This is a genomic window from Gordonia sp. 852002-50395_SCH5434458 (assembly GCF_001665905.1).
GTDB lineage: Bacteria > Actinomycetota > Actinomycetes > Mycobacteriales > Mycobacteriaceae > Gordonia > Gordonia jacobaea.
This window is the reverse complement of the sequence record NZ_LZTC01000091.1, coordinates 18,588-43,780: the sequence shown is the minus strand read 5'-3', so window position 1 is coordinate 43,780 and position 25,193 is coordinate 18,588. Positions and strand designations below refer to the sequence as shown.

Here is a 25,193-nt window from a genome sequence, read left to right as displayed (position 1 = left end):
GACTACCTCACCGCCGAACACACGAGCAACCAAGCCGCAGCCGCAGCCCGCGCGGGCTGGACAGGCACAGACGCGACGGTTACTGAGATCGGCGCGCGAGCCTCGGGCACAGCCGACGCCGAGATCGTCGCGGACGCAGTGGGTGCCGAGATGGTGGTCGCGGACGCGGTCGGTGCCTGGATGGTGTCGCCGCCCTCGACGCCCGGTACGCCGAGGGCGAATGAGCCGACGTTAACCGGCATCGAGCTCGCGTTGGCGGGTTCGATGCGCCCGACCGGCGCCCCACCGCTCAGCGCGCGGGTCGACATCCAATGGAACCTCACTGATCCACCCGACCCCGAGCCGTCCACAGACCCAGACGCGCCAACAGGCCCCGCCCCACCAGCCAGCCCCTGGTGGCTCGGCGGCATCGACCCACCAGGAGGCGTCGACCCACCGCTGGCCGACGCAGCCTGACCCACCGCGCCAGCTGACCGGCGCGCCAACCCGGCCAACACGCTAGCCCAACAAACCGGGCAAGCTGATCGGCCACGCCAACCCGGCCAACACGCTAGCCCAACAAACCGGGCAAGCTGATCGGCCACGCCAACCCGGCCAACACGCTAGCCCAACAAACCGGGCAAGCTGATCGGCCACGCCAACCCGGCCAACACGCTAGCCCGACGAACTGGCCGGGCCGTCGAATCCGGTTGTGCCGCAACCCGTCCACACCCCGCCACCACACCCCGGTGGCGGGGCAGACGTGGTTGGGCAACGCGGTTGGGGGCGACGAAGCCTCCTGCCCCGCTCCAGCTAGAGGCCGTGCTCGCCGAGCCACCCGGCCGCGAGGTCGCGTGGCTTGGCGCCCGCGTCTACGCGTCGTGCGAGTTCGGCGAGATCGGCGGTGGTGATCTCCCCCGCGACACGATTGATCTGCTTGACCTCGCTGCGGGTCAGGGCGGCGGTCCGATACACCGGCACGAGATTCTGCGCCCGCGGACCGCTCTGCGGCGACGGACTCGACGGGGTGGATGGGGTAACCGGAGTAGCCGGGGTGGACGGAGTCTGTCCTACGTCCTGCTGCGTGCGTGCGGGAACCCTCAGCGCCTGGATCTGGGGTGCTGCAGGGTCGAGGGCGACCGCGGCGTCGAGCGCTGTCACGACGCCGACAGCCTGCGCCGTGCCGACCCGTGCGATCACCTCGCGTGCCGATCCGACCGACTCCACCGCACCGAAGCGACAACCCTGTGCGGCGAACGCAGCCATGTCGGCGGGTTGCGGACGTCCCACGACCACGACGGGAAGCCCTTCGGGCAGTCGCCCACACTCCGATAGATCCGTGACATTGCTCGACTGCGCCAGCGACGTCGCGACAAAGACCTGGGGTGTTGCACTCACCGGCGTCGCGTCACCCACCGAAACACCCTGCGGCAGAGATCGATTGAGCTCGTCGTAGACCTCGTCCGACGACGTTACGGTCGCCTTCGGTGCCAGCGAGGTGAGCAGTTCGCCACTGAATGAGGGAAACAGGTCGACCTTCCCGCGATCCATCTCGTCGAGCAGTGCGGTGTCGTCGCCGCGGAGCATGTCATCTGCAACGGGTGCACCGACGTCGCGCAATGCTCCGGCGTAGATCTCGGCCATCACCCGTAGCGCCGGGTCGTCGGCCGAGCCGAGATGCAGCAGGCGACTCGACGACGCGGAGTCGCGCGACGAATCCGAACATCCCGCGAGCACCCCGGTGACAACCATCGCAACCGCAACGACGACAGCGGTGGCCCACACACGATTCCGCACGGCTCTCACGGTATAACGATGCCCTTCCGCGAGTAGCATCCACCTCGTGCCCATGCCCAACCTCCGCCCCGGTGCTCGGAACGCGCGTCCGCTCCCCCGGATTCCGGTCCCCGTCGCACGGGCGGTCGTCGACTGCGCGGTGTATGTCGACGGGATCAGACAACCGGGGCGCATCACCTACGCCGACGCGTTTGCGCAGGTACGCGAGAGCGGCGAGGGATTCGTATGGCTCGGGCTCGTCGCCCCCGACGACGCGCAGATGACCGGCGTCGGCGAGGTGTTCGGCCTACACGAACTCGTCGTCGAGGATGCGGTGCATGCCCACCAACGTCCGAAGCTCGAGGTCTACGACGACACGCAGTTCCTTGTGCTGCGGACGGTCAAGTACGTCGAGCACGAGTCGATGGAGAAGGCCAGCGAGGTGGTCGAAACCGGCGAGATCATGGTCTTCGCGGGTCGCGACTTCGTCATCACCGTCCGCCACGGCGACCACACCCACCTACACAATCTGCGTCGACGACTCGAAGCCCGACCGGAACGCCTCGCGCTGGGTCCCACCGCCGTACTGCACGCCATCGCCGACAAGGTCGTCGACTCCTACCTCGCCGTTTCCGAACGGATGGAGGACGACGTGGTGTCGATCGAGAGCACCGTCTTCTCGCGGCAACAGCGCTGGCTCAACATCGAGCCGGTCTACCTACTCCGGCGCGAGGTGCTCGAACTGCGCCGTGCGGTTACACCGCTTGCGGGCCCGCTGTCGCGGCTGGCTTCCGACAACACGTTGGTGCCCAAGGAGATTCGACGCCAGTTCCGCGACGTGTCCGACCACCTCAGCACCGTGATCGAGCACGTCGTCGAATACGACGAAGTCCTCAGTTCCCTGCTCGACGCCGCCGCGACGAAGGTGAGCATTCAGCAGAACAGCGACATGCGCAAGATCTCGGCATGGGTGGCCATCGCCGCGGTGCCGACAATGGTCGCAGGCCTCTACGGGATGAACTTCGACATTCTGCCCGGCATGCACGACCGACAGGGCTTCGGCATTCTGTGCCTGGTCATGTTCCTCATCTGCGGCGGCCTGTGGGCGACGTTCCGTCGAAGTCACTGGCTGTAAACGGCGACGTACCTGGCTGCGTGGACAACCCGCGTGGACGGCCCGCGCGGGGCGTGCCGCACCGGATCACATGGTGGCGGGCGAACGCCTCGGGTCGGCGATGTCGATGCCCGCTTCTGCCCACGCCTCGCGCAATGCGTCGGCTCCCTTGAGTCGCACCCAGGCGGCTTCGTTCGCGGTGATCGGGATCGTTCGCAGGAACCGCACCGGTTCCATCGGTTCGGGTAGTGCGAGCTCGCCCAGATCGTCGGCCACCGTCAGTAAAGCGGTGAACGGCGCGCCATCCCACAGGGGCTCACCGAGATCGACCAGTGCGTCCGGCGCGAGGATGAGTCCTTCGACCGCGGGCGCCGCGGCAACGGTCGCCAATCGCCGGTGCAGTCCGGGCATCGGGACCCGGTTGTGCATCCGCACCACAAGTTCGGCGCGCGGGCCGCGCAGCGGGTCGGCATGCAGGTCGCTCGGATCGGTCATCGGATGACGGGCGCATCCGACGGTCACGAACACCACGTCGTCGTCGAGCGCGAATCGTTCGACGTCAATGGGCTCGACGCCCAGGAAGGTCACCGACGCCCGCTGTGGTTCGACGCCGAGTTCGGAGACGACGTATTCGTGCACGGTGTCGGTGACGGAAGGACTCACGGCACTCAACGGTAGCCGGGCGGTTCAGGGACGCGGTAACCGCCGGTGCAGCGGATTGGTGGTCACCGGCGTCGAACGTCGCTGCGAACCGGGGACCGACGACACAACGGCCGGTGCGTCCGCGGTCGCGCGCGTCGCGTCGTGAGCCCGCATGGCAGCACTGTCGCCGACGCCGAGTCGCGCGGCGGTGACTATTCGTCGAGCGCGCTCCGCGCAGACCGGGCACTCCACGTCGTCGGGAACGGTGAGCATCGAGTGCACCTGTTCGACGTCATCGCATGCCTGCGGGCACCGGAAGACGTAGGTTGGCATGTGCAGACCATAGCGCGACCTGTGCGTCGCGGAATCTTGAAAGGCACTGCACCGTCGCGACATCAGGAGGCCGTCATGCCGGAGTTGCTCTTCCCGTTGGACTCATCGAAGCCGTTCACCGCGCAGCAGATCGTCGGACACAACCGGTGGCATCCCGATATTCCGCCTGCTGTCACAGTGAAGCCGGGAGACACCTTCCGCGCACATTGCCGCGAGTGGTTCGACGGCGCGATCCACAACGACGATTCGGCCGACGACATCCTCAACGCCCCGCTGAACAACGTGCACACACTGTCCGGACCGTTCGCGATTGAGGGCGCACAACCCGGCGACCTGCTGATCGTCGACATTCTCGACGTCGGGCCCATCCCCCAGGAGGATTCGGGTCCGCTAGCAGGTCAGGGCTGGGGTTATACGGGCATCTTCGCCAAGCTCAACGGCGGAGGGTTTCTCACCGAACAGTTCCCCGACGCGTACAAGGCGATCTGGGATTTCGCCGGGCAGAGTGCGACGAGTCGCCATGTGCCGCATGTGAAGTACACCGGAATCGTGCATCCCGGCCTGATGGGCACGGCCCCGAGCCCACAGTTGCTGGCAACCTGGAATGCGCGGGAGGGCGCGCTGATCGCCACAGATCCCGAACGTGTTCCGCCACTGGCACTTCCACCCGAACCCGACGGCGCCATCCTCGGATCGCTGAGCGGTGCCGACTTCGGTCGCGTCGCCGCGGAGGCTGCGCGAACGGCACCGCCTCGCGAGAATGGCGGCAACCAGGACATCAAGAATCTCACCAAGGGCAGTCGCGTCTTCTATCCCGTCTTCGTGCCGGGCGCCAACCTGTCCTTCGGCGACCTGCATTTCTCGCAGGGCGACGGCGAGATCACCTTCTGCGGGGCCATCGAGATGGGCGGTTTCATCGATCTGCACGTCGACCTGATCAAGGGCGGCATGGAGACCTATGGCGTCACCGAGAACGCGATCTTCATGCCCGGCAACACCGATCCGCAGTACTCGGAGTGGATCGCGTTCTCGGGTACATCGGTCACGCTCGACGGTGAGCAGCGCTACCTCGACTCCGACCTCGCATACCAGCGGGCATGTCTGCACGCGATCGAGTACCTCACGAAGTTCGGATACAGCCCCGAGCAGGCGTATCTGCTTCTCGGTTCGGCGCCGATCGAGGGACGGTTGTCCGGGGTCGTCGACATTCCCAATTCCTGTGCGACCGTGTACATTCCGACCGCGATCTTCGACTTTCCGGTCGCGCCCTCCAAGGACGGCCCGGTGCGGATCGACCCGGGAATCGGCGCTCCGCACGCCAGCTTCTAAAGGGCTCGGCCACATGCACCGCGCGCCGGTTGGCCTACCCTGACACACATGGTGCGTGTCCTGGCTGTCGCCGACGAGGTGGTGGACTCACTCACTTTCGGGGTCGGCATTGAGGGAAAACCCGACCTCATCCTCGGCGCCGGGGACCTTCCCTTCGATTATCTGGACTCTCTCATGATGCTCTGCGACGCGCCGTGCGTTTTCGTTCCGGGTAACCACGACCCAGATCTCAGTGGTTACCGACAATCCAGAACCGGCTGGGTGCGCGCTGGGCTACCGGCACGCGATCCCGGCCCGCTCGGAGCGATCAACGCCGACGGCCGCACCGTCGAAGCCGCCGGGCTGCGTATCAGTGGACTCGGCGGCTCCATCCGCTACAACGGCGGCCCCAATCAGTACACCGAAGCGCAACAGCGATGGCGCAGTTGGCGAGTCCGTATCGGCGCCCACCTGCGGCGGCGTCGACCCGATATCGTCTTGACCCACAGTCCTGCCCGTGGCGTCGGCGACGGCGACGACCCGCCGCATCGCGGTTTCGAGTGCCTCAACAGCCTGGTGTCGGACCTTCATCCGGCACTACTCGTCCACGGCCATGTCCATCCGTTCGGCGCACATCCTCAGGACAAGATCGTCGGCAAGGACACCGTGTCGATGAACGTGGTCGGATACTGCCAGTTCGACATCGAGCCCGAGAGCCGCGACTTCACGATCGTGAGGCGACGATATGGCGCGTGACACCGGATTTCCCGACGCCGACGCCGAGAACGACTTCGCCCGCATGCGACGTCAGGCCGAACTCGCCCGTCTCACACACTGGTTCACCCGCCAACCCGCCGACGTCAACACGATCCTGCCGTTCGACGAAGTCGTGCGCGCACTCGGCAGAACCGGCGAGACCAACCTGGGTCTGCAGCAGGTCAACGTGCGTGACATCGTCGGAAGTGTCGACCGGACAAAGGATTTCGACAAGTACTTCCGGCCGACGTCGTCGCGCATCCGGCAACGTTGGCAACGTCTTGCCGCCGCGCAGCGTCGGGGAGAGTCGGTCCCGCCGGTACTGCTGTACAAGATCGGGTCGATGTACTTCGTCATCGACGGCCATCACCGCGTCTCGATCGCGATCGCCCACCATGTCGAGACGATCGACGCCTACGTCACCGAAATCCACACGCGCATCACACCTGACGGCATCAACGCGCCGTCGGACCTCGTACTCAAAGACCACCGCCGACTCTTTCTCGCGCGCGTTCCCCTCACGGGAGCGCAGGCCGATGCCGTGCGCCTGTCCGACCCGTTCGCCTACGCCGAACTCGCAGAGGCGGTCGAGGCGTGGGGTTTTCGGCTCAGCCAGGAGGTCGGAGAGTTCCTGAGCAGACCGGAAGTCGCGCGCCGGTGGTTCGGTGAGGAGTTTCTACCGGTCGTCCGAATGGCACGCCGCGCCGAGGTCCGGCCGGACATCACCGACGACGCCGAGCTCTACATGTGGGTCGCGGGCGAGCGCTATCGCCTTGTGCGCAGGCACATCTGGGACGACGAGATCATCGAGGAGCTCCGCGAGCAGTCGCGCCGCCGCCGGCGGTAGTGGTCTCGACAAGCTCGACCAGCGGGTCGGCGCTCGAGCAGCGGTGGACTCGACAAGCTCGACCAGCGGGCTGACGCTCGACCAGCGGTGGACGCGCGACCAGCGGAAAACCCCGCTGATCGAGCAGGGCACGAGCGAAGCGAGTACCCGTGTCGAGATCACCTGCGGCGCAGGCTCACTCCCGACTGCTGGTCGAACACGGCGATCTTGTCGGTGTCGAACACCAACTCGGCGCGCGAGTTCTTCGTCACCGCCGACTCCGGCGAGAGCCTGGCGACCATCTCGCCGGTACCGAGGTCTGAACCCGAGTCCGCCGCCAGTTCAGCCAGGGCGTCGTTGGCTGCGCGGCCCGAGTCAATGGTGAAGTAGGCGTACTTGTCCGAACCCATCGACTCGAGCACATCGATATCGGCGGTGAACGTCGTGCCACGTGCCTTGACCGCCGGATCGATGAGCGAAGCGTCCTCGATCTGCTCGGGCCGGATACCGATCAGCACCTCGCCGTTGCTGCCTTCCTTCTTCGCCTCGGCTGCAATGACATCGTGGTCGCTGAGCACCAATCGTCCCAGCGGCGTATCGATCGCGTCCGCGCTCAGCGTGCCGGGCAGGAAGTTCATCGACGGCGAACCGATGAACCCGGCGACGAACACGTTGACCGGATTGTCGTAGAGCTCGTTGGGTGCGCCGACCTGCTGGACATATCCGTTGCGCATCACCACCACACGATCACCGAGGGTCATCGCCTCGGTCTGATCGTGCGTGACGTAGACGGTCGTCGTGCTCAGTCGCGTCTGCAGACGCGAGATCTCGGTGCGCATCTGGACACGGAGCTTGGCGTCGAGGTTCGACAGCGGCTCATCCATGAGAAATGCCTTGGGCGACCGCACGATCGCGCGCCCCATGGCGACGCGCTGGCGCTGGCCACCGGACAAATTCGACGGCTTGCGGTCGAGGTACTGAGTCAGATCGAGGATCTTGGCGGCCTCGTCGACCTTCTTGTTGACCTCGTCCTTCGGCAACTTCGCCAGGGTGAGCGGGAACGCGATGTTCTGTCGGACCGTCATGTGCGGGTAGAGCGCGTAGCTCTGGAACACCATGGCGATGTCGCGGTCCTTGGGCGACTTGTCGTTGACCCGCTCCCCACCGATGTACAGGTCGCCGCTGCTGATGTCCTCGAGACCCGCGATCATGTTGAGGGTCGTCGACTTTCCGCAACCCGACGGCCCCACGAGGATGATGAACTCGCCGTCGGCGATCGTGAGGGTGAAGTCGTGGACGGCGACAGTGCCGTCCGCGTATTTCTTGCTGACGTTGTCGAGCACGATCTCTGCCATGGGGACTATCCCTTCACCGCGCCGGAGGTCAAGCCGGCGACGATTCGACGTTGGAAGAAGAGCACAAAGATGATGATGGGGATGGTGATGACCACCGCCGCGGCAGCGATGGAGCCGGTCGGCTCCTCGAATTGCGAACTGCCGGTGAAGTTGGCGATCGCGACGGGAGCGGTGATCGCCCGCTCTGTCGAAGTCAACGACAGTGCGAGGAGCAGGTCGTTCCAGGCGAAGATGAACACCAGAATCGCCGCGGTCACGACACCGGGCGCGGCAAGCGGTGCGATGACCTTACGAAACGCCTGAAACGGCGTGGCGCCGTCCATCTTTGCCGCCTTCTCCAACTCCCATGGGATCTCCCGGAAGAACGCCGACAGCGTGTAGATGGCCAGCGGCAGAGCGAACGTGATGTACGGGAGGATCAGGCCGAGCCAGGTGTCGAAGAGTCCGATACTGCGCTCGATGTTGAACAGCGGTGTGACCAGGGAGATCTGGGGGAACATCGCGATCAGCAGTGCGGCACCGACGAGCAGCTTCTTGCCGGGAAAGTCGAGTCGCGCAACCGCATAGGCGGCCATCGTGCCGATCGCGACGGCGATGAGCGTGGTGATGAGACCGATTCCGAGCGAGTTGCGCAGCGCAGAGGTGAACGCGCTCGTCTGGAAGATCCCCGAGTAGTTCTCCAGTGTGAAGTGCGTCGGGAAGAAATTGCCGTCGGTCACGCTGCTGGCCGGCTTGAACGACAGGCTGATGATCCACAGCAGCGGAATGATCGCGTAGAGCACGACCAGGATGTCGGCGATCAGCCAGCCGACCCGAGATTTGGCGGTGCGGTTCATGGCGTCCTACCTCCCCTCGTTGTCGGAACCGGGCGCGGCGGTGCCGAAGCCCTTGATGAAGATGAAGGCGATGATCGCGACACACACGAAGATGAGTATCGAAATCGCTGATCCCACACCCAGATTGAACGCCTTGAACAGGTTGTCGTAGCCGAGCATCGACACCGAGTAGGTGTTGTTGTTGCCCGCCGTCAACACATAGATGTTGTCGAAGATGCGGAACGCGTCGAGCGTACGGAAGAGCAGCGCGACCAGGATCGCGGGCTTCATCATCGGAATGATGATGCGCCGCAGGCGGGTCCACGCGCCCGCACCGTCGACCTCTGCGGCCTTGAGTAGCTCGTCGGGTACCAGCGCGAGACCGGCGAGCAGCAGCAGCGCCATGAACGGCGTGGTCTTCCAGACCTCGGCGAGCACGATGATCGCCAGTGATGGCCACTGCTGCGTCAACGGCGCACTGCCGTCCGGCAGGAGATTGGCGAGGTAGCCGGTTCCGGGTGTCCACGCGTAGTACCACGAGAACGCGGCCGCAACCGTCACGATGCCGTAGGGGATCAGCACGACCGTCCGGATCACACCGCGCCCAAAGATGGTGCGGTGCATCACGATTGCGATCGCCATGCCGAGCACCAACTCGATGGCGACCGAGACCACGGTGATGCCGAGCGTGACGAAGAACGCCGTCCACCAGTAGTTGGAACTGAGCACCGTGCCGTAGTTGCTGAACCAGGTGAACTCACGCTCGCCCGGCGCCGACAGGCTCGACTTGTTGAGCGACAACCAGAATGCGTAGACGATCGGGTACGCGGTGACCACCAGCATGAGGATCACTGCCGGAGCGATCAACCAGTACGCCAGTCGACGTTCCTGCTTCTTGCCCTCACTCACCTCACCGGATCGCTTCGCGCGCTTCGACGACGTCTCGGGTCGCTCCAGAGTCGCCGTGGAAGTCCCGCCTACCGACCGCGCGGCATCCGAGCGGGAAGCCGCCCCGACCACCGTCGCTTGCGCGGCGGTAGGCGTCAGGGGCGCCGACTTCTTCAAAGACGGAGCCCCAGAGGACGGGACCTCAGAGGACGGAACCCCAGAGGACCGAACCTCAGCGGACGAGCTGCTCGACGTCGGAGCGGCGTGCTCGGGTGCGCCCCCGGTGGGCTGCCCGAGACGCTCCGGCGGCGTCCACGCGTCCGAATGCACTGTGCGCCCGTACGATCCGGGTCCGTGCCCGGTTGCCGACCCGTCCGTCGTCGCCGATCCCCCGGTGTCGTCACCGTCGCCGGGCATTGCGTGCCTGCCCCTGCGCTCCTCGGCCGGGTCGTTGCCCGTGCCGTCGTTGCCGGATGTCATGGGATGAGTCCCTCCCCGTTGATCGCCTTCTGCACCTGCTCGGCAAGCTCGTCGACAAGGGTCTCGGGGTCCCAGGAGCCGACCGGAGAGAGCTTTGCCTGCAGAAGCGTCGAGATCGCTTGGTAATCAGGTGATTTCGGACGCAGCGCAGCGTGCTCGGGTTCGAGCTGGAGTTTGATGTCGTCGGCCATCGGATAGGCCGCGCGGAAATCGGGATCGCTGTAGAGCGACGAGATGACCGGCGGGGTACCCGCGTCGATCGAGTAGAACTTCTGCGCCCGCGCATTAGTCAGACACATCGCCGCCTCGAACGCCAGGTCTTTCTGCTGCGAGGTGTTCGCCACTGCGATATTCAGTCCGCCGACCGTACTCTTGGCCGGAATTCCTTCTGTCACACCGGGATAGGGAGCGAAGTCGAACTTCTGCCGAACCGCACGGGTCACCGGCGCCAGTTGTTCGTCTGTCGGGGTGTTGTCCTTGTCGGCGAACAGACCGGAATACTGCTGCAGTTCGGTCAGGAACGGCACGCTACCCGCGGCGGCATTCTCGCGCATCGAGGAGAGCACGAACGGCCAGTTGACCTGGTAGATCGCCTTTCCCGTCTCCATGCCCAGTCGCGAACTGGTCTCGTCGCCGTTGGTCAACGACGGATCGTGTCCGGGAGCGGTCGCAACGGCCTTCAGAATTCGAAGAGCCTTCACCGTGGCCGCTCGATGTTCGGGGGTGTCGTTGAGCGTCACCTTGTTCGGGTCGTTGGGATCGACCACCTCGCCGCCCGCGCTCGCGAGTACCGAGTTGAACCAGACCATCAGGCCTTCATATTGCTTGCCCTGCACCATGATGTAGCTCGGCCCGCCCTTGGCGAGGCTGCGGGTTGCGTCGGCCACCATGCCGTCCCACGTCTTGGCGGGCTGGCTTTTGTCGAGGGTCTCGCGCAGAACATCCTTGCGGTACCAGAGCAATTGGGTGTTGGTCCAGATCGGGATCGCGTAAAGGCGTTCCGCGTCATCGTGCTTGGTCTTCCACTTGGCGGTCTCGAGCGGACCACCGAGCGTTCTGCCTTCCACCTCACCGACGATGTTCTCGGGCACCGGCGTCAACCAACCCGCGTCGGCGAACTCGGCGGTCCACACGACGTCCATGCCCATCAGGTCGAGGCTCTTGTCGTTGCCGGAAAGCCGTCGCGCCAACTGCAGGCGCTGGTCGTCGGCAGCCTTGGGCAAGGCCGTCGTCACGATGCGATATTTGCCACCGGACTCCTGAGAACACTTGTCGCCCATGGACTTGATCGAACCGGCACCGTCGGCAGGCGGGTACAGATTCAGGACTCCTGGTTCATGACCGGAACCGCACGCTGACACGATCGGGAGCACGGTGACCAGTGCCGCAGCGGCGACGGCCGCCTTCACCGACATGCGTCGCGATCGGCTCCGTCCCACTGCTCGCCCGGCAACATCGCCTGCGGCCCTATTCCGCTGGACCCCAAAGCCTGTATCCCTGTTGCCGATATCCGTGTTACCGAGATCCCTGTTGCCTGTATTCCCGTCGTGATCGCCGCTTTCGGCTTGGTCACCGTCGCTCCGCACGCAGCCTCCTCGATGTCGTACGCAGCACAGCGAGCGTCACCGCGCGCCATGGCGTTGGTGGCTACGCTAGCCCGGCGCGGTAGTGACAAGCAACACATTCGGCGCGACCGTGCCAAAGTTCTTCGCGCACGCCGGTTTCACGCGCATACGCACGGGATCGAAGAGTGGGTCAGGGATTGAGGCGAGCGAGCATGTCGCGGGCCTTTTCGGCACTCTTCGGGTCGCAGAGAACGTCGTAGCGTCCGGCGACGAGTTGCATCGTCGACGCGAAGTCACGCTGGCCGCGAGTCGCCGCGTACGGGATCGTCGTCGAGATGACGCCGAAGACGATGCCGCCGACGAGACCGAACAGGATGGGCACCAACGCGTTGCCGCTGACGACGAGTGAGACCAGCAATCCGAAGAACAGTCCGAGCCATGCCCCCGAGACCACACCGCCGCCGATCACCTTGCCCCAGGTGAGTCGGCCGATGACACGCTCGACCTGCATCAGGTCGACGCCGACGATCGTCACGTCCTGGACGGTGAAGTTCTCATCGGAGAGATAGTCGACAGCACGTTGCGCCTCAGCGTAAGTCGAGTACGAGCCGATCGGCCACCCTTTGGGCGGGGTCGGGAGACCCGGGGTCTGCCGACCGGAACTCAACGGGTTGGTCATGTCATGTCCTCCACTCGGCAACTACCCTTACCCACATGGCGTCGGTGAGCAAGGTCTTCGTGGCCAGATTAGTCGGATTGGCGGTCCTTGGTCCTGATGGTGAGTCGATCGGTCGTGTCCGCGATGCCGTCATCGCCGTGCGCCTTCCGGGACAACAGCCTCGCGTGCTCGGTCTCGCCGTCGAATTGGCCACGCGCCGACGGATCTTCGTCCCCATGCTCCGGGTCACGTCCATCGACCCCACCGCGGTGACCCTCAACACCGGAACCGTGAGTTTGCGGCGACTGCACCTGCGCCCCGGCGAAGCACTCGCGATCGGGCAGATCCTGGACACGCGCGTGCGAATCGACGATCCCGACCACGAGGACCTCGAGGGCATCGACATGATCGTCGTCGACCTCGGTATCGAGCGCACCCGTACTCGCGACTGGGTGGTCTCGCGTGTCGCGGCACGTCCGGCACGTCGAGGACTGCGACGCGGCGAAACCATTGTGGTGGAGTGGAATCGGGTGCAGGGACTCACCGCGAGCGCACTCGAGCTACCCGGACAGGGCGTGGCACAGGCGCTCTCCCAGTTCGAGGGGATGCGTGCCGCCGACGTCGCGAACGCCCTGCGCGAGTTGCCACCCAAACGTCGCGACGAGATCGCCGAAGCCCTCGACGACGAGCGGCTCGCCGACGTGCTGCAGGAGCTGCCGCCGGACGATCAGACCGAAGTGCTCGCACACCTCGGCGTCGAACGTGCCGCCGACGTGCTCGAGGCGATGGACCCCGACGATGCCGCCGACCTCCTCGGCGAACTGTCGGACACCGAGGCGGAGTCGCTGCTCGAGCGAATGGATCCCCAGGAGTCGGAGCCCGTCCGACGACTGCTCACCCACTCCCCCGACACCGCGGGCGGCCTCATGACCTCGGAGCCGCTGATCGTCACCGCCTCCACCACGATCGCCGAGGCGCTCGCACGAGTCCGCGACCCCGACGTCACCCCGGCAGCGGCCAGCATGATCTTCGTCGTGCGTCCACCTACCGCCACGCCGACCGGCCGTTATCTGGGATGCGTACACCTGCAGGCGCTGCTGCGCGAGCCACCTGCGAACATCGTCGGTGGCATCCTCGACACGGACCTGCAGTCGTTGCACCCCGACGATTCACTCGAGACGGTCACGCGCTACTTCGCGACCTACAACCTCGTTTGTGGACCGGTGGTCGACGACGAGAACCACCTCCTCGGCGCGGTCAGTGTCGACGACCTCCTCGACGAGATGCTCCCGCGTGACTGGCGCGAGAACGAACCCGAGGACGACGAACCAGAGTCGGCGACGGCAGGCGCCGCGAACGCCAGCGGCACATCAGGAGCGAGTGAATGACGAGCGAGCAGAGCACCCGCCGCCTCGACACCCCCCGCGTCAACCGACGCCCGTCGTTCCACGTCGACAGCGACCTGATCGGCATGTACGCCGAGCGCATCGCGCGCTTCCTCGGTACCGGCCGCTACCTGGCGATTCAGACGGTGATCGTCATCGTGTGGATCATCATCAATCTCAGCTGGGTTGCGCTGCGCTTCGACCCGTACCCGTTCATCCTGCTCAACCTGGCGTTCTCGACGCAGGCCGCCTACGCAGCTCCCCTGATCCTCCTGGCCCAGAACCGGCAGGAGAATCGCGACCGGGTCGCGCTCGACGAGGACCGTGCGCGGGCCGCCCAGACCAAAGCAGACACGGAGTTCCTCGCCCGAGAGCTCGCCGCGGTCCGCCTCGCCGTCGGCGACACCGTCACCCGCGACTACCTGCGAAAAGAACTCGACGACATGCTCGACGACCTCACCGACCGGCTCGTCGCCCGCCTCGAGGGACTCGATGGCTCGACCGAGACCGAGAAGGCGCGGCATCACCCCGAGCGCTAGTACCGCGTTGCGCGTAACTTCACGGGTAGATCACGCGATGACTTTCACATGGTGAACTTTCGTGGAGGTTCCACAATCGGACGCGTGACCCATATGTATGGTGGGTCACAGCTGGAGTGCCGTCGGACATCAGTCGACAGTGACGCCCGGCGTTTCTGTGGAGGCAATGGAGTGTCGATGACGGGTCAGACTCGACTGTTGGGTGGCAGCGATCTCGGGAAGGTCCGAGATTGAAAGCGCCACACCCTTTTCGACGTCGTCGCGGCCCCAAGCGCCCCCGACTCCCCGGACGAGCTCTCGCCGTCGGCGCGGGCGGTGCCCTCGTCGGTGTGATGGTGCTCGGAGCTGCGACGTCGAGCGCCCAGGGCGGGGTTCCGGTGGCGGTGCGCGCCGAGCCCGAGAAGCCGGTGGTGCTCGCGGCGGTCGCACCTGCCGAACCGGTCGCGCTGCTGGGATTCGCACCCCCGCCGACCGTCTCGGCCAGTTCCGCCGCTGCGGCGACCGCGGCCGCTCCGCAGTATCGTCTCGCCGCTGACCTGCCATCGGGTCCGCTCGGCATACCGGGCGTCGTGCTCCAGGCGTACAAACTTGCCGCGAACCGCATCGGTACCGAGGAACCACAGTGCAAGCTCCCGTGGTTCCTGCTGGCCGGCATCGGCAGGATCGAGTCGAATCACGCGAGCAACGGGTCCGTCGACCAGTCCGGCAACACCATCAATCCCATTGAAGGGCCCGTGCTCGACGGCTCTCTCGCAGGCAACGAGGTGATTCGTCACCAGGGCGGCTATGCACGCGCGATGGGACCGATGCAGTTCATTCCCAGTACGTGGGCGGCATGGGGAGCCGACGGTAACGGCGACGGCAAGGCCGACCCGAACAACATCTTCGACTCCACCTACTCTGCCGGCCGCTACCTGTGCTCGGGATTCACCGACATCATGACCGACAAGAACAAGGTCGCAGCGGTGTACCGGTACAACCACTCGATGGATTACGTGACCAACGTCCTCGCCTGGGCCGGGGCGTATGCGACCGGCGTGATGCCGACCAACCCCATTCCCGAGCCGAAGCGACCGTCCTCGTCCTCGTCGTCGAGTTCCAAGCCGTCGAAACCGTCGAAGCCTCCGAAGCCGGGCGAACCGAGTTCACCCGACTCGTCGTCGGATTCGTCGACGCCATCGACTCCGACAACGCCGTCGCAGCAGTGTCTTGGCGCGATCTGCCTGCCTCCGGGTATCACGATCCCCGGCCAGCCCGCGCCCAAGCCCGCACCCCAGCAGAACGCGCCGCGCAAGCCAGGACCAGCGACGACGAGCACCCCCGCACTCAAGGTCCTACCGAGGTAGGTGTGCCTCGAGGTCGCGGCCAGATGGTCGGACCGACTGCGTGATCGGTGTCCGGGTGGGCACCCCACCCGTTCTCTACCTGCGCTGATCGCGGCGCTAAGCTGGCGGAGATGACTACCGGAGTTCAGCCAACCGAATCCGCGATCCGCTCAGCGCTGAGCAAGGTCAACGATCCCGAGATCGGCAAGCCGATCACCGACCTGGGAATGCTCAAGTCGGTGCAGATCAACGACGACGCGAGCGTCGACGTCACCATCTATCTGACGACGTCGGGTTGTCCGATGCGCACCGAGATCTCGGGTCGCGTGGAGAAGGCCGTCGCCGACGTCCCCGGTGTCGGCACGATCCGCGTCGATCTCGACGTGATGGACGACGAGCAGCGCACCGAGCTACGCAAGAAGCTCCGCGGCGACAAGGCCGAACCGGTCATCCCGTTCGCACAACCCGGTTCGCTGACCAGGGTGTATGCCGTTGCGTCCGGTAAAGGCGGCGTCGGAAAGTCGTCGGTGACGGTCAATCTGGCGACGGCCCTCGCGCAACGCGGGCTGTCCGTCGGCGTACTCGACGCAGACATCTACGGCCACTCGGTACCGCGCATGCTCGGCAGCGACGCCAAGCCGACGCAGGTCGAGAAGATGATCATGCCGCCGATCAGCCACAACGTGAAGTTCATCTCGATCGGGCAGTTCACAGACGGCAACACCCCGGTCACCTGGCGCGGACCGATGCTGCACCGCGCGCTTCAACAGTTCCTCTCCGACGTCTACTGGGGAGATCTCGACGTACTCCTCCTCGACCTCCCACCCGGAACCGGCGACGTCGCGATCTCGATCGCACAGCTCATCCCCGGTGCGGAGATCCTCGTGGTGACCACCCCGCAGCAGGCCGCCGCCGAGGTCGCCGAACGCGCGGGCGCGATCGCGCTGCAGACCAGGCAGAAGATCCTCGGCGTCGTCGAGAACATGTCGTGGCTCGAACTTCCGGACGGTACGCGGATGGAGCCGTTCGGCTCCGGAGGCGGTGAGAAGGTCGCAGAGCGGTTGACGCGGGCAGTGGGGTCGAGCGTCGACCTGCTCGGTCAGGTACCGCTGGAGACGGCGCTGCGTGAGGGCGGCGATACCGGTGAGCCCGTTGTGCTCTCGGCGCCGGATTCGGCATCGGGACGCGCACTGCGCGCGATCGCCGACAAGCTCGCGGTGCGTCGACGTGGCCTCGCGGGCATGAGCCTCGGCATCGACACGACGCGCCACGGCTGACGGCCACAACGCGCCACAACCGACGCGGTCCCGAGGCTGCGATCAGCGGGGATCGGAAGTCAGGTGGCGTCCCAGTCGGCGACGTCGTGCCGACGCGGGGTCTGGTCTGAGTTCGACGCACTCGTCGTCGAACTCGGAGCGTCCTTGGTCATGGGTACGGGCGCGGAGACCGGCTTGATCGGCGGGGTCTGCGAGTCGCGCTCCACGGTGTTCGACGACGGCCCGCTGGTGAAGATCGACGAGTCGCCGTCGAAGAGATGCTTGGTGATCATCGACTGCGGAGTGAGTCCGCGTAGCTCGTTCAATTGCGACAGCGGCTTACGCAGCTCGTCGAATTCGGGGCCGAAGTCGTTCTTCAGCTGATCGGTGGCGCCCGTCGCGTACTCGCGGGCCTTGCGCAGCGACTGCATCGTCCACGACACGGCTCCGGGTAGGCGCTCGGGGCCGAGAATGACCAACGCAGCGACGAGCAGCACGAGGATCTCACCCCAACCGATGCTGCTGAACATGGCACTTCCCTACTTCTGTCGCCGAAACGTCGCCGCTAGTCGCTGGCAGTGGTGATCGACCCGTTAAAGGTTCGACCATCACGCCAGTAGGTGAACGGCACCCGCTCACCGATCTTCGTCGTGCGCACCGCAACCGTCAATTCGTCGGCGCTTTCGATGCTGCGGCCGTTGAAGGAGGTGATGACGTCGTTCTCCTTGACGCCCGCCTGCGCGGCGGGTCCGTCGGCGACGACATTGCGCACGCCAGCGCCGAGTACACGGTCGTTACGGACCGAGCTCGCGCTCACGCCGATCTGCGGATGGTTGACCTTGCCGTCACGGATCAACGACTGGGCGATGGGGATGGCCTGGCTGATGGGGATGGCGAAGCCGAGACCTATCGAGCCGCCGGCACCCGAGGCGATGGCGGTGTTGATGCCGACCACCTCCGCTGACTCGTTGACGAGCGGACCACCAGAGTTGCCCGGGTTGATCGCGGCATCGGTCTGGATCGCGTCGATCACCGCGTCGGTGTCCGACTCGGCGTCGGGTGGGAGTGGAACCGCGCGGTGCGTCGCGCTGACGATCCCGCTGGTGACAGTGCGGTCGAGTCCCAGCGGCGAGCCGAATGCGATGACCTCTTCACCGATCTGCAGGTTGTCTGAGTTGCCGATCTTGGCAACCGTCAGGTTGGCCACGTTGTCGACCTTGAGTACCGCGAGATCGGTGTGGATGTCGCGGCCGACGATCCGGGCAGGCACACGGTTGCGATCGGAGAAGACAACCTCGAGCTTGGCGCTCCGGTCGTTCGCAGCCATCGAGATCACGTGGTTGTTGGTGAGGATGTAACCGGCGGAGTCGATCACGAAACCCGAACCGGTGCCGTAGGCGCTCGCGGTCCGCACATCCACCGACACCACAGATTTCTCGACAGCCTTGGCGACGCGCGCGACGTCCGATTTCGGCTCTCCCCCACCGTCTCCGCCGTCACCCGTCGAGAGTTTCACCGTGTTGCTGTTCAGCGGCGCCGCGACCTCTGCGGTGAACCGGCCGATCAGGCCACCGACCAACCCGATCAGCAGTGCCAGCACGGCGAGGGTTGCGAGGGCGTACCACGTCACCCGCTTACCGAACAGCAGATCCTTGACGCCGAGCTTCGGACCGACGACGGTCGGTTGTCTCGCGGCCTCGTCGACGAGTGCCGGCGCGTCTAGGGTCGCAATGCTCTCCGGATCGCGCCACGGATCTGCGGGAGCGGGCTCGTCGGTCGAGACGCCGTACGCGGCGAGTGGATCGCGTTGCAGTGTCTCGTCGGAACCCTCCGGCCTGCCGAAAGCCTCGGCCAGCACCGGGTCGGGTGGCGCGATCTGCGGAGCGGGCCTCGACGACGACGGTGTTGTCGCGAAGGAACCACGTACGCCCGCGGGACGGCCGAAGACCTGCGCGGTCGCGGGAGACACCGGAACGTGTCGCTGCTGGCCACGAGCCGCAGTGCCGTCGCTGGTCTGCGCGTCGCCGGGCTGTGTATTGCCGGGCTGGGTATCGCCTCCCGTTGCAGCGGCGTTCTCTCGGCTGAACGGTGAATCGTCCGGCTGCGAACGGCGTTGACCGCCGTCCGATCCGCCGGCAGCGGTCTCGTCGATGTCGTCTGCTCCCACGCGTTGGTTACCGGTACTCAGCGCCCGCGCCAGCGGTTGCGGCGCCCGCGGGCGGGTTCACCGCTGACCGCGTCGATCGGCGCAGTGGCGGGGCGCGATGACTCGTGCCCGAAGTCGGCCTGTGCATTCACCGGTGGCAGGCCCGATGCTGCGAGTGGTCCCGGGGTGGCACACGGCCCGCGGAAACGTCCATCCGGAAACGGGCTCGCATGAAAGTTGTTGGGACCGAGCGTGCCGGCACTGCGACCCTGTTCGCGGCGGTTCTGTTCGCGACGACCCTGTTCTCGGGGGCCCTGTTCGCGATAACTCTGCTCGCGATGGCTCTGCTCCCTGCGGCCATGTTCACGGCGGTCACGCACACCTGTCATGTCGATCTCACGCGTGGGGATCTGGCTCAGCTGGCCGAGCAGATCCGCGGGCATGGCCACGGTGCCGGAATCACGCAGCCGGGTACGGGCATCGAGCTGTGCGTCGACGGCATCCATGCATTCACGGCACAGCGCGAGGTGATGGGTCGCCCGCACATGCGCGGTCATGCCCAGCTCGCCGTCGACAAATGCCGCGACTGCCTCGGGTGCGAGATGCTCGGTTGATGCGAATCGACGTGGGCGGGGGCGTCGGAAAGCGGGGTTGGGCGCGAAGGACGAGGTCGCCGGCGACCACGTGGCGGGGTTCCACGGAGAACGTCTCCGGCCCCGCATGCCCGGCGATGCAACCACACCGTCGGCGTGCCCCGCGGTGTCGACATGAGGTGCCCCATCAGCAAACGCCCCATCAGCAAACCCATCGTCCGCAGGCGCGCCGGTGGCAGGCGGGCTGTTGTCGACGTGCGCTCGTTTGTCGGCGTCCGCTGCGGAATCTCGTCGATCCCGTCGGCCGTCCATCATGTGTGATTCACCCCTCTTCACAGGTCGGTCTCCGTGGGCGAACCGGTCGGGTCCGCGAGACGGAGGGCGCTGCGTGCCCGTGCCGGCACCACAGCCTATCCGAATCCCAAACGGCACGACGGTGCCCGGGGTTCCCGAAACGGGTGAAAACGTCAGCTTCCGACGGCTACCGAGCGTCGATTGTCGTGGCCACGAGCCGCGAGGTGATCACGGATCGTCTGCCTTCCCCGGTGGATACGACTGCGCACGGTACCGAGCTTGACGCCGAGCGTCGCGGCAATCTCCTCATAGGACAGTCCCTCGATATCGCAGAGGACGACCGCGGCGCGAAAATCGGGGGTCAACGAGTCGAGTGCCGCCTGGAGGTCCGGGTCGAGATTGGCGTCGGCGTAGATCTGCTGAGGATCGGGGGTGTCGCCGGGGACACGGTCGTACTCCTCGGGCAGCGCCTCCATACGGATCTTGTTGCGACGACGAACCATGTCGAGGAAGAGGTTGGTGGTGATGCGGTGCAGCCAGCCCTCGAACGTGCCCGGCCGGTAATTCGACAGCGACCGGAACACCCTGATGAAGGTTTCCTGCGTCAGATCCTCGGCGTCGTGCTGATTGCCCGACAGACGGTAGGCCAGCCGGTACACGCGGTCAGCGTGCTCACGGACCAACTCATCCCACGTCGGCATCAAGAACTCGTCGCCGGTCGCGTCGAAGCCTGCGGTCCCCGAGGGGATGACGTCGATCGCCTCGACTCCCGTATTCAGTTCTGCGGTGGTGGACGCCTGGGGATCAGTCATCGCGTGTGGCCGGTTCCCTTCTTTGACTGTCGAGCGGCGCAAGTCCGATTCGACACGAATTCGCTATCTTGAACACCTGCGCATCGCCGGCTATTCCGACCACCGCGCCCGTGCTGTTGTCTCACCTTCTCCCATCGCGGTGTGGTCGCAGTGTGAGGCGGCTGAGGTTTCACTGAGTAAGTCTTCGCTGAGACGTGCTGGCCGAATAGGTCTTCACTGCCGAGCACGTCGTCACAGAAGTAGGTCGGAGCCCGCGACGATTCGGATGGGTCGAGTTTGCGGCGCGTCGACCTCCGTGAACACCGGAATCGGGCGTGCCACTGACATCGAGGGCGGTGCGCGGCCTAATCTCATGGAATGACCGATGCACCCACCGGTACCGACGCCGCTGCCGCGGCCCTGATCGACTACGCCGAATCGGCGATCGTCGAAGACGACGCGCTGGCCGCCGCGCGGGCACGCGCAGAGGAACTGGGGACCGATCCCGTCAGCCCGGCGGTGGGTGCACTGCTGGCGTTGCTGGCTCGCTCGTGCGACGCACACGCCGTCGCCGAGATCGGGACCGGTACGGGGGTCAGTGGCCTCTGGCTCCTCAACGGGATGTCGGGCGACGGGGTCCTCACCACCATCGACCCTGAACCCGAACACCACCGAGCTGCGCGCGCGTCTTTCGCAGGCGCCGACATTCCGCCCGGCAGGACCCGGCTGATCAACGGCACTCCGCGTGAGGTGTTGCCGCGGCTGTCCGACGGTTCCTACGACCTCGTCTTCATCGACGGTCCGCTGATCGACCTCCCGACCTTCGTCGACGAGGCCGTCCGGATGTTGCGGCCGGGCGGTGTGGTCGTCGTACACAACGCCACGGCGTCGGGAGCGGTCGGCGACCCGACGCGCACCGACCCGGTGACGAGCGCAGCACGAGCCGCCGCGTTGCGCATCGCCGACGACGATCAGTTGCTGCCCGTCGTCGTTCCCCTCGGAGGCGGTGTACTCGCAGCGGCGAAAGCCCGCTGACAGGTACTCGCAGCGGCGAAAGCCCGCTGACGAACTCGACGGACTCTCAGACGTCGGTGGAGAAGCGGACGCCGCCGTCGGGCAGTTGCACTCCCGGCCACACGCGCGCGCCGCGCAGTAGTTCACACCGCGCGCCGACCTCTGCGCCGTCGCCGATGACGGTGTCGCGGATGAGCGCACGCGGGCCGATACGCGCACCCTTGCCGACGATGCTGCGCTCGACGACCGCACCCGCTTCGACGACCGAGCCGTCGAACAGCACCGCGCCGTCGAGTCGGGCACGTGGGCCGACCTCGCAGCCGCGACCCACGACGGTTCCGCCGACGAGGACGGCACCGGGCGCAACGCCCGCGCCCTCGTGGACCAACGACTCACCGTGACGGTCACCCAGAGCAGGCGAGGGCGCGATTCCGCGCACGAGGTCGGCCGAGCCCCGCACGAAGTCTTCCGGCGTACCCATGTCACGCCAGTAGGTGTTGTCGACGTAGGCCTGGACGCGCTTGCCTTCGGCCAGTAGGCGCGGGAACACCTCGCGCTCCACAGACACCTCGCGGCCCGCGGGGATCTGCTCGATGACCTCGCGGCGGAACACATAGGTGCCCGCGTTGATCTGATCGGTGGGCGGGTCCTGGGTCTTCTCCAGGAACGCCGTGACCCTCCCGTTCTCGTCGGTGGGCACGGAGCCGTAGGCACGCGGATCACCGACGCGCACAAGATGCAGCGTGACATCGGCCTCGGTGCTCTGGTGTGTCGCGACCACCTGGCTGATGTCGGTTCCGCTGAGCACGTCGCCGTTGAACACCACGATGTCCTGGGCGGTGAGCAGATCGAGCACATTGCGGATGCCACCGCCGGTGCCGAGCGGCTCGTCCTCGGTCACGTAGCGAAGGCTCAGATCGAGCTTCGAGCCATCGCCGTAGTACTCCGAGAACACACTCGCCTTGAAAGAGGTGCTGAGTACGACGTCGGTGATCCCTGCAGCGCGGATTCGCGACAACATATGGGTGAGGAAGGGCAGGCCTGCGACGGGCAGCATCGGTTTGGGCGCCGACAGCGTCAGCGGGCGCAGCCGTGTGCCCTTACCGCCGACGAGGATCACCGCCTGGGTCTTCGACATGTCGACGTCGGCACTGGGCGCGGAAGTCGACGTGGCCGTGCTCGGCACGGTGAATCCGGTCACTGGTCGTGTCCTCTCGGGTGGGTCGAATCATCATCATCGATCAGGGCGCGCCCCGCAGCGCGGACTGCGAGGCGAGAGCGAACAGCGAGTCCGAGCCGCAGGGCGAGGCGCAGCGGTGCGCGCAGCAGTCCCTGGTTGCGATCAGCCTGGAACATGTAAGCGCTGCGATGGTGTGCGGGCAGCATCGCGCCGGGGTCGCGACCTGCGCTGTGGCCCTTGGTGTGAGTGACCTCGGCGCCCGGCACGTACAGGTTGAGCCATCCGGCTTTGCCGAGCCGATCACCGAGGTCGACGTCTTCCATGTACATGAAGTACCGCTCGTCGAAGCCACCGATCGCCTCGAACGCCTCGCGGCGCACCAGCAGGCACGATCCCGACAGCCACCCGACGGGCCGTTCGCTCGGCGCGACGTCGTCGGCGCGGTAGGCCGCCGTCCACGGATTCGACTTCCACACGGTCCCGAGCAGCGCATGACCCGTTCCCGAGACCAGGCTCGGGACACTGCGTGCCGACGGGTACACCGAACCGTCCGGTTCGTAGATCAGGGGTCCCAGCGCGCCGGCCCGCGGCCACCGTGCGGCGGCTGCGACCAATTCGTCGATCGCACCCGGCGACCACTCGACGTCGGGGTTTGCGATCACGATGAAGTCGACGTCGGCGCCGAGTTCGGCAACCGCCCTGTTGATGCCTCCGCCGTAGCCGATATTGCCGCCGGTGTGCACCAACGTCACGTTGTCGTGGTCGCGGGCGGCGGCCTCGGGCGCGCCGTCGCCGGAGCCGTTGTCGGCGATGATGACGCGGGGTACAGCGGAGGTCGCGTGGTCGAGACTCTTCAAGAAGGTCTCCACGTGGCCGCCGGACCAGTAGGTCACCGTCACGACACCGAGGGCAGAAGTCACCCGGTCAGGGTAACGAACGGCAGGCAGGATCCCCGACGTCCCTCCCGGGTGCGTCCTCCCGCGTTCGTCACAGTGGTCTGCCGATCAGCGGAACCTCACTCGTCGCCGACGCCGGGTTCCGAGATCGCCGCGGCCAGCGCATCCCGCCATCCCCGCAGCGGAGTCAGCCCCGCGCCTGCCCAGGACGACGCGTCGAGGACCGAATAGGCCGGCCGCGGTGCGGGCCGCGGGAACTCGTCTGTGGTCACGGGCGATACCCGCGCCGGATCGGCGCCCACTTCCGCGAAGACGGCCTGCGCGACGTCGAACCACGTGGCGGCACCCGTGTTGGTGGCGTGCAGCACTGCCCCGGTCACGGCGTCGTCGCCGACGCGTGCCGCCAATTCCCACAGGCCGTCGGCGAGGTCACGCGCGTAGGTCGGTGAGCCCGTCTGGTCGTCGACGACGGTGATCGCATCGCGAGTCGCCTCGAGACGCCGCATCGTGCCGACGAAGTCGGGGCTGTCGCGGCCTCCTGTGTACACCCAGGCGGTGCGGACGATCGTGGCGGTCGGATCGGCGGCTCGCGCAGCACGCTCGCCCTCGAGTTTGGTTGCGCCGTACACGGTTTCGGGAGCGGGACCGTCGTCGATCATGATCGCTTCGTATGGCGTGGTCCGCGGCGCGGGCCGCGTCTCGCCCTCGCGTGGGCTGCCGGCGGCAACCCCACCGAAGACGTAGTCGGTGGAGATGTGGATCAGCCACGCGCCGGCTCCCGCGGTCTGCGTCGCCAGATTTGCCGGGCCGCCGGCGTTGACCGCGGCGGCACGTTCGCGATCGGACTCCGCGGCGTCGACGTTGGTGTAGGCCGCGCAGTTGACCACGACGTCCCCGACGTCGAGGTCGGCGAGTGCCCGCCCGACGGACGCGGCATCGGAGATGTCGATGTCGCGCGACGTCAGCGCCCGCACGTGCGGCGGTCGGTGCGCGGAATCGAGCAGCGCCGCGCCGAGCTGACCGCCCGCTCCGACGATCCACACCGTGCGCGCTTTCGGTGCGCTGCCGCTGTCCGATGGTTTCGTACCGACGTCGTCACCACTGTGCATGGCCTCATCGTGCCGCACTGATCCCAGCCTCGCGCACGTGACCTGACACACGGGGTGTCGATCGTCACGTCACGCGGACCTCCGACGACGAGATCGCGTCGGCGTTGCAACCGCGATATTGGGCGCCACTTCAGTAGCCTGACGTCAGTACAACAACTTCAGTAACGTCA

At 66.2% G+C, this 25,193-nt stretch carries 23 protein-coding genes and 2 pseudogenes; 10 read left to right on the top strand and 15 right to left on the bottom strand.

The window, feature by feature from the left end; translation table 11 throughout:
• Positions 1–456: pseudogene (locus A5785_RS23565) on the top strand (HNH endonuclease); the annotation flags it as partial.
• Positions 457–792: 336 nt separating this feature from the next.
• On the opposite strand, the gene A5785_RS19475 reads toward A5785_RS23565, so the two are convergent.
• Positions 793–1,815 carry a glycine betaine ABC transporter substrate-binding protein gene (locus A5785_RS19475; protein ID WP_064868500.1) on the bottom strand — a complete coding sequence of 341 codons (1,023 nt, stop codon included), beginning with the start codon at positions 1,813–1,815 and terminating at the stop codon, positions 793–795.
• A gap of 13 nt (positions 1,816–1,828) precedes the next feature.
• On the opposite strand from A5785_RS19475, the gene A5785_RS19470 reads away from it, so the two are divergent.
• On the top strand, positions 1,829–2,890 hold the full coding sequence (locus A5785_RS19470) for a magnesium and cobalt transport protein CorA (protein ID WP_064868485.1): 1,062 nt from the start codon (positions 1,829–1,831) through the stop codon (positions 2,888–2,890).
• A gap of 66 nt (positions 2,891–2,956) precedes the next feature.
• On the opposite strand, the gene A5785_RS19465 is transcribed toward A5785_RS19470, so the two are convergent.
• Together A5785_RS19465 and A5785_RS19460 are read right to left on the bottom strand one after the other, a co-directional pair.
• Complete coding sequence (locus A5785_RS19465; protein ID WP_197500850.1) at positions 2,957–3,532, bottom strand: suppressor of fused domain protein; 576 nt, start codon at positions 3,530–3,532, stop codon at positions 2,957–2,959.
• Positions 3,533–3,556: 24 nt separating this feature from the next.
• Positions 3,557–3,844: an FmdB family zinc ribbon protein gene (locus A5785_RS19460; RefSeq protein ID WP_197500849.1), complete on the bottom strand. Its 288-nt coding sequence runs from the start codon at positions 3,842–3,844 to the stop codon at positions 3,557–3,559.
• 75 nt (positions 3,845–3,919) lie between these two features.
• Here A5785_RS19460 and fmdA point away from each other — a divergent pair, with 75 nt between their 5' ends.
• From fmdA to A5785_RS19445, 3 genes are read left to right on the top strand one after another with little or no spacing between them, the layout of a single operon-like run.
• Entirely contained in the window at positions 3,920–5,173 is a 1,254-nt protein-coding gene (fmdA, locus tag A5785_RS19455) for a formamidase (protein ID WP_005205781.1), read from the top strand.
• Between the two features lie 48 nt (positions 5,174–5,221).
• Positions 5,222–5,908 carry a metallophosphoesterase family protein gene (locus A5785_RS19450; RefSeq protein ID WP_064868476.1) on the top strand — a complete coding sequence of 229 codons (687 nt, stop codon included), beginning with the start codon at positions 5,222–5,224 and terminating at the stop codon, positions 5,906–5,908.
• Complete coding sequence (locus A5785_RS19445; RefSeq protein WP_064868474.1) at positions 5,898–6,755, top strand: ParB N-terminal domain-containing protein; 858 nt, start codon at positions 5,898–5,900, stop codon at positions 6,753–6,755. The genes A5785_RS19450 and A5785_RS19445 overlap by 11 nt, the downstream gene beginning before the upstream one ends.
• A 158-nt stretch (positions 6,756–6,913) precedes the next feature.
• Here the strand turns inward: A5785_RS19445 and A5785_RS19440 are convergent, their stop codons facing one another.
• The 5 genes from A5785_RS19440 to A5785_RS19420 all read right to left on the bottom strand — a co-directional run bounded on the left by A5785_RS19440 (position 6,914) and on the right by A5785_RS19420 (position 12,516).
• The gene (locus A5785_RS19440) at positions 6,914–8,089 is read right to left on the bottom strand and encodes an ABC transporter ATP-binding protein (protein WP_005205784.1); all 1,176 of its coding nucleotides are present in this window, start codon (positions 8,087–8,089) and stop codon (positions 6,914–6,916) included.
• Between the two features lie 5 nt (positions 8,090–8,094).
• Positions 8,095–8,925 (bottom strand): carbohydrate ABC transporter permease, encoded by an 831-nt coding sequence (locus A5785_RS19435; protein WP_005205785.1) that lies wholly within the window; start codon positions 8,923–8,925, stop codon positions 8,095–8,097.
• Between the two features lie 6 nt (positions 8,926–8,931).
• Complete coding sequence (locus tag A5785_RS19430; protein ID WP_082946620.1) at positions 8,932–10,272, bottom strand: carbohydrate ABC transporter permease; 1,341 nt, start codon at positions 10,270–10,272, stop codon at positions 8,932–8,934.
• Positions 10,269–11,687, bottom strand: a complete 1,419-nt coding sequence (locus tag A5785_RS19425) for an extracellular solute-binding protein (protein WP_064868471.1) — start codon at positions 11,685–11,687, stop codon at positions 10,269–10,271. The genes A5785_RS19430 and A5785_RS19425 overlap by 4 nt, the downstream gene beginning before the upstream one ends.
• 340 nt (positions 11,688–12,027) lie before the next feature.
• On the bottom strand, positions 12,028–12,516 hold the full coding sequence (locus tag A5785_RS19420; RefSeq protein WP_005205789.1) for a general stress protein: 489 nt from the start codon (positions 12,514–12,516) through the stop codon (positions 12,028–12,030).
• A gap of 35 nt (positions 12,517–12,551) precedes the next feature.
• On the opposite strand from A5785_RS19420, the gene A5785_RS19415 reads away from it, so the two are divergent.
• The 4 genes from A5785_RS19415 (at position 12,552) to A5785_RS19400 (ending at position 17,021) form a co-directional block, all read left to right on the top strand.
• Complete coding sequence (locus A5785_RS19415) at positions 12,552–13,883, top strand: magnesium transporter MgtE N-terminal domain-containing protein (RefSeq protein ID WP_039855526.1); 1,332 nt, start codon at positions 12,552–12,554, stop codon at positions 13,881–13,883.
• Positions 13,880–14,419, top strand: a complete 540-nt coding sequence (locus tag A5785_RS19410) for a DUF1003 domain-containing protein (RefSeq protein WP_005205791.1) — start codon at positions 13,880–13,882, stop codon at positions 14,417–14,419. Before A5785_RS19415 ends, A5785_RS19410 begins: the two co-directional genes overlap by 4 nt.
• A gap of 230 nt (positions 14,420–14,649) precedes the next feature.
• Complete coding sequence (locus A5785_RS19405) at positions 14,650–15,765, top strand: lytic transglycosylase domain-containing protein (RefSeq protein ID WP_064868468.1); 1,116 nt, start codon at positions 14,650–14,652, stop codon at positions 15,763–15,765.
• A gap of 110 nt (positions 15,766–15,875) precedes the next feature.
• A complete protein-coding gene (locus tag A5785_RS19400; protein ID WP_005205793.1) occupies positions 15,876–17,021 on the top strand; it encodes an Mrp/NBP35 family ATP-binding protein in 1,146 nt (381 codons plus the stop codon).
• Between the two features lie 59 nt (positions 17,022–17,080).
• Here the strand turns inward: A5785_RS19400 and tatB are convergent, their stop codons facing one another.
• The 4 genes and pseudogenes from tatB to sigE all read right to left on the bottom strand — a co-directional run bounded on the left by tatB (position 17,081) and on the right by sigE (position 20,845).
• The gene (tatB, locus tag A5785_RS19395) at positions 17,081–17,530 is read right to left on the bottom strand and encodes a Sec-independent protein translocase protein TatB (RefSeq protein WP_005205794.1); all 450 of its coding nucleotides are present in this window, start codon (positions 17,528–17,530) and stop codon (positions 17,081–17,083) included.
• A 35-nt stretch (positions 17,531–17,565) separates the two neighbouring features.
• Entirely contained in the window at positions 17,566–19,167 is a 1,602-nt protein-coding gene (locus A5785_RS19390; RefSeq protein WP_064868465.1) for a trypsin-like peptidase domain-containing protein, read from the bottom strand.
• A gap of 365 nt (positions 19,168–19,532) precedes the next feature.
• Positions 19,533–19,868 (bottom strand): annotated as a pseudogene (locus A5785_RS23835) (hypothetical protein); the annotation flags it as partial.
• Positions 19,869–20,206: 338 nt separating this feature from the next.
• The gene (gene sigE, locus A5785_RS19380; RefSeq protein WP_064868460.1) at positions 20,207–20,845 is read right to left on the bottom strand and encodes an RNA polymerase sigma factor SigE; all 639 of its coding nucleotides are present in this window, start codon (positions 20,843–20,845) and stop codon (positions 20,207–20,209) included.
• Between the two features lie 357 nt (positions 20,846–21,202).
• Here sigE and A5785_RS19375 point away from each other — a divergent pair, with 357 nt between their 5' ends.
• Positions 21,203–21,859, top strand: a complete 657-nt coding sequence (locus A5785_RS19375; protein ID WP_005205798.1) for an O-methyltransferase — start codon at positions 21,203–21,205, stop codon at positions 21,857–21,859.
• Positions 21,860–21,905: 46 nt separating this feature from the next.
• On the opposite strand, the gene A5785_RS19370 is transcribed toward A5785_RS19375, so the two are convergent.
• From A5785_RS19370 to rfbD, 3 genes are all read right to left on the bottom strand, one after another.
• Positions 21,906–22,976, bottom strand: a complete 1,071-nt coding sequence (locus tag A5785_RS19370) for a sugar phosphate nucleotidyltransferase (protein WP_210734924.1) — start codon at positions 22,974–22,976, stop codon at positions 21,906–21,908.
• Between the two features lie 59 nt (positions 22,977–23,035).
• Positions 23,036–23,938, bottom strand: coding sequence for a glycosyltransferase family 2 protein (locus A5785_RS19365; RefSeq protein ID WP_005205800.1), 903 nt, complete (start codon positions 23,936–23,938; stop codon positions 23,036–23,038).
• Positions 23,939–24,033: 95 nt separating this feature from the next.
• Positions 24,034–25,023, bottom strand: coding sequence for a dTDP-4-dehydrorhamnose reductase (gene rfbD, locus A5785_RS19360; RefSeq protein WP_197500848.1), 990 nt, complete (start codon positions 25,021–25,023; stop codon positions 24,034–24,036).
• Positions 25,024–25,193: the final 170 nt, after the last annotated feature.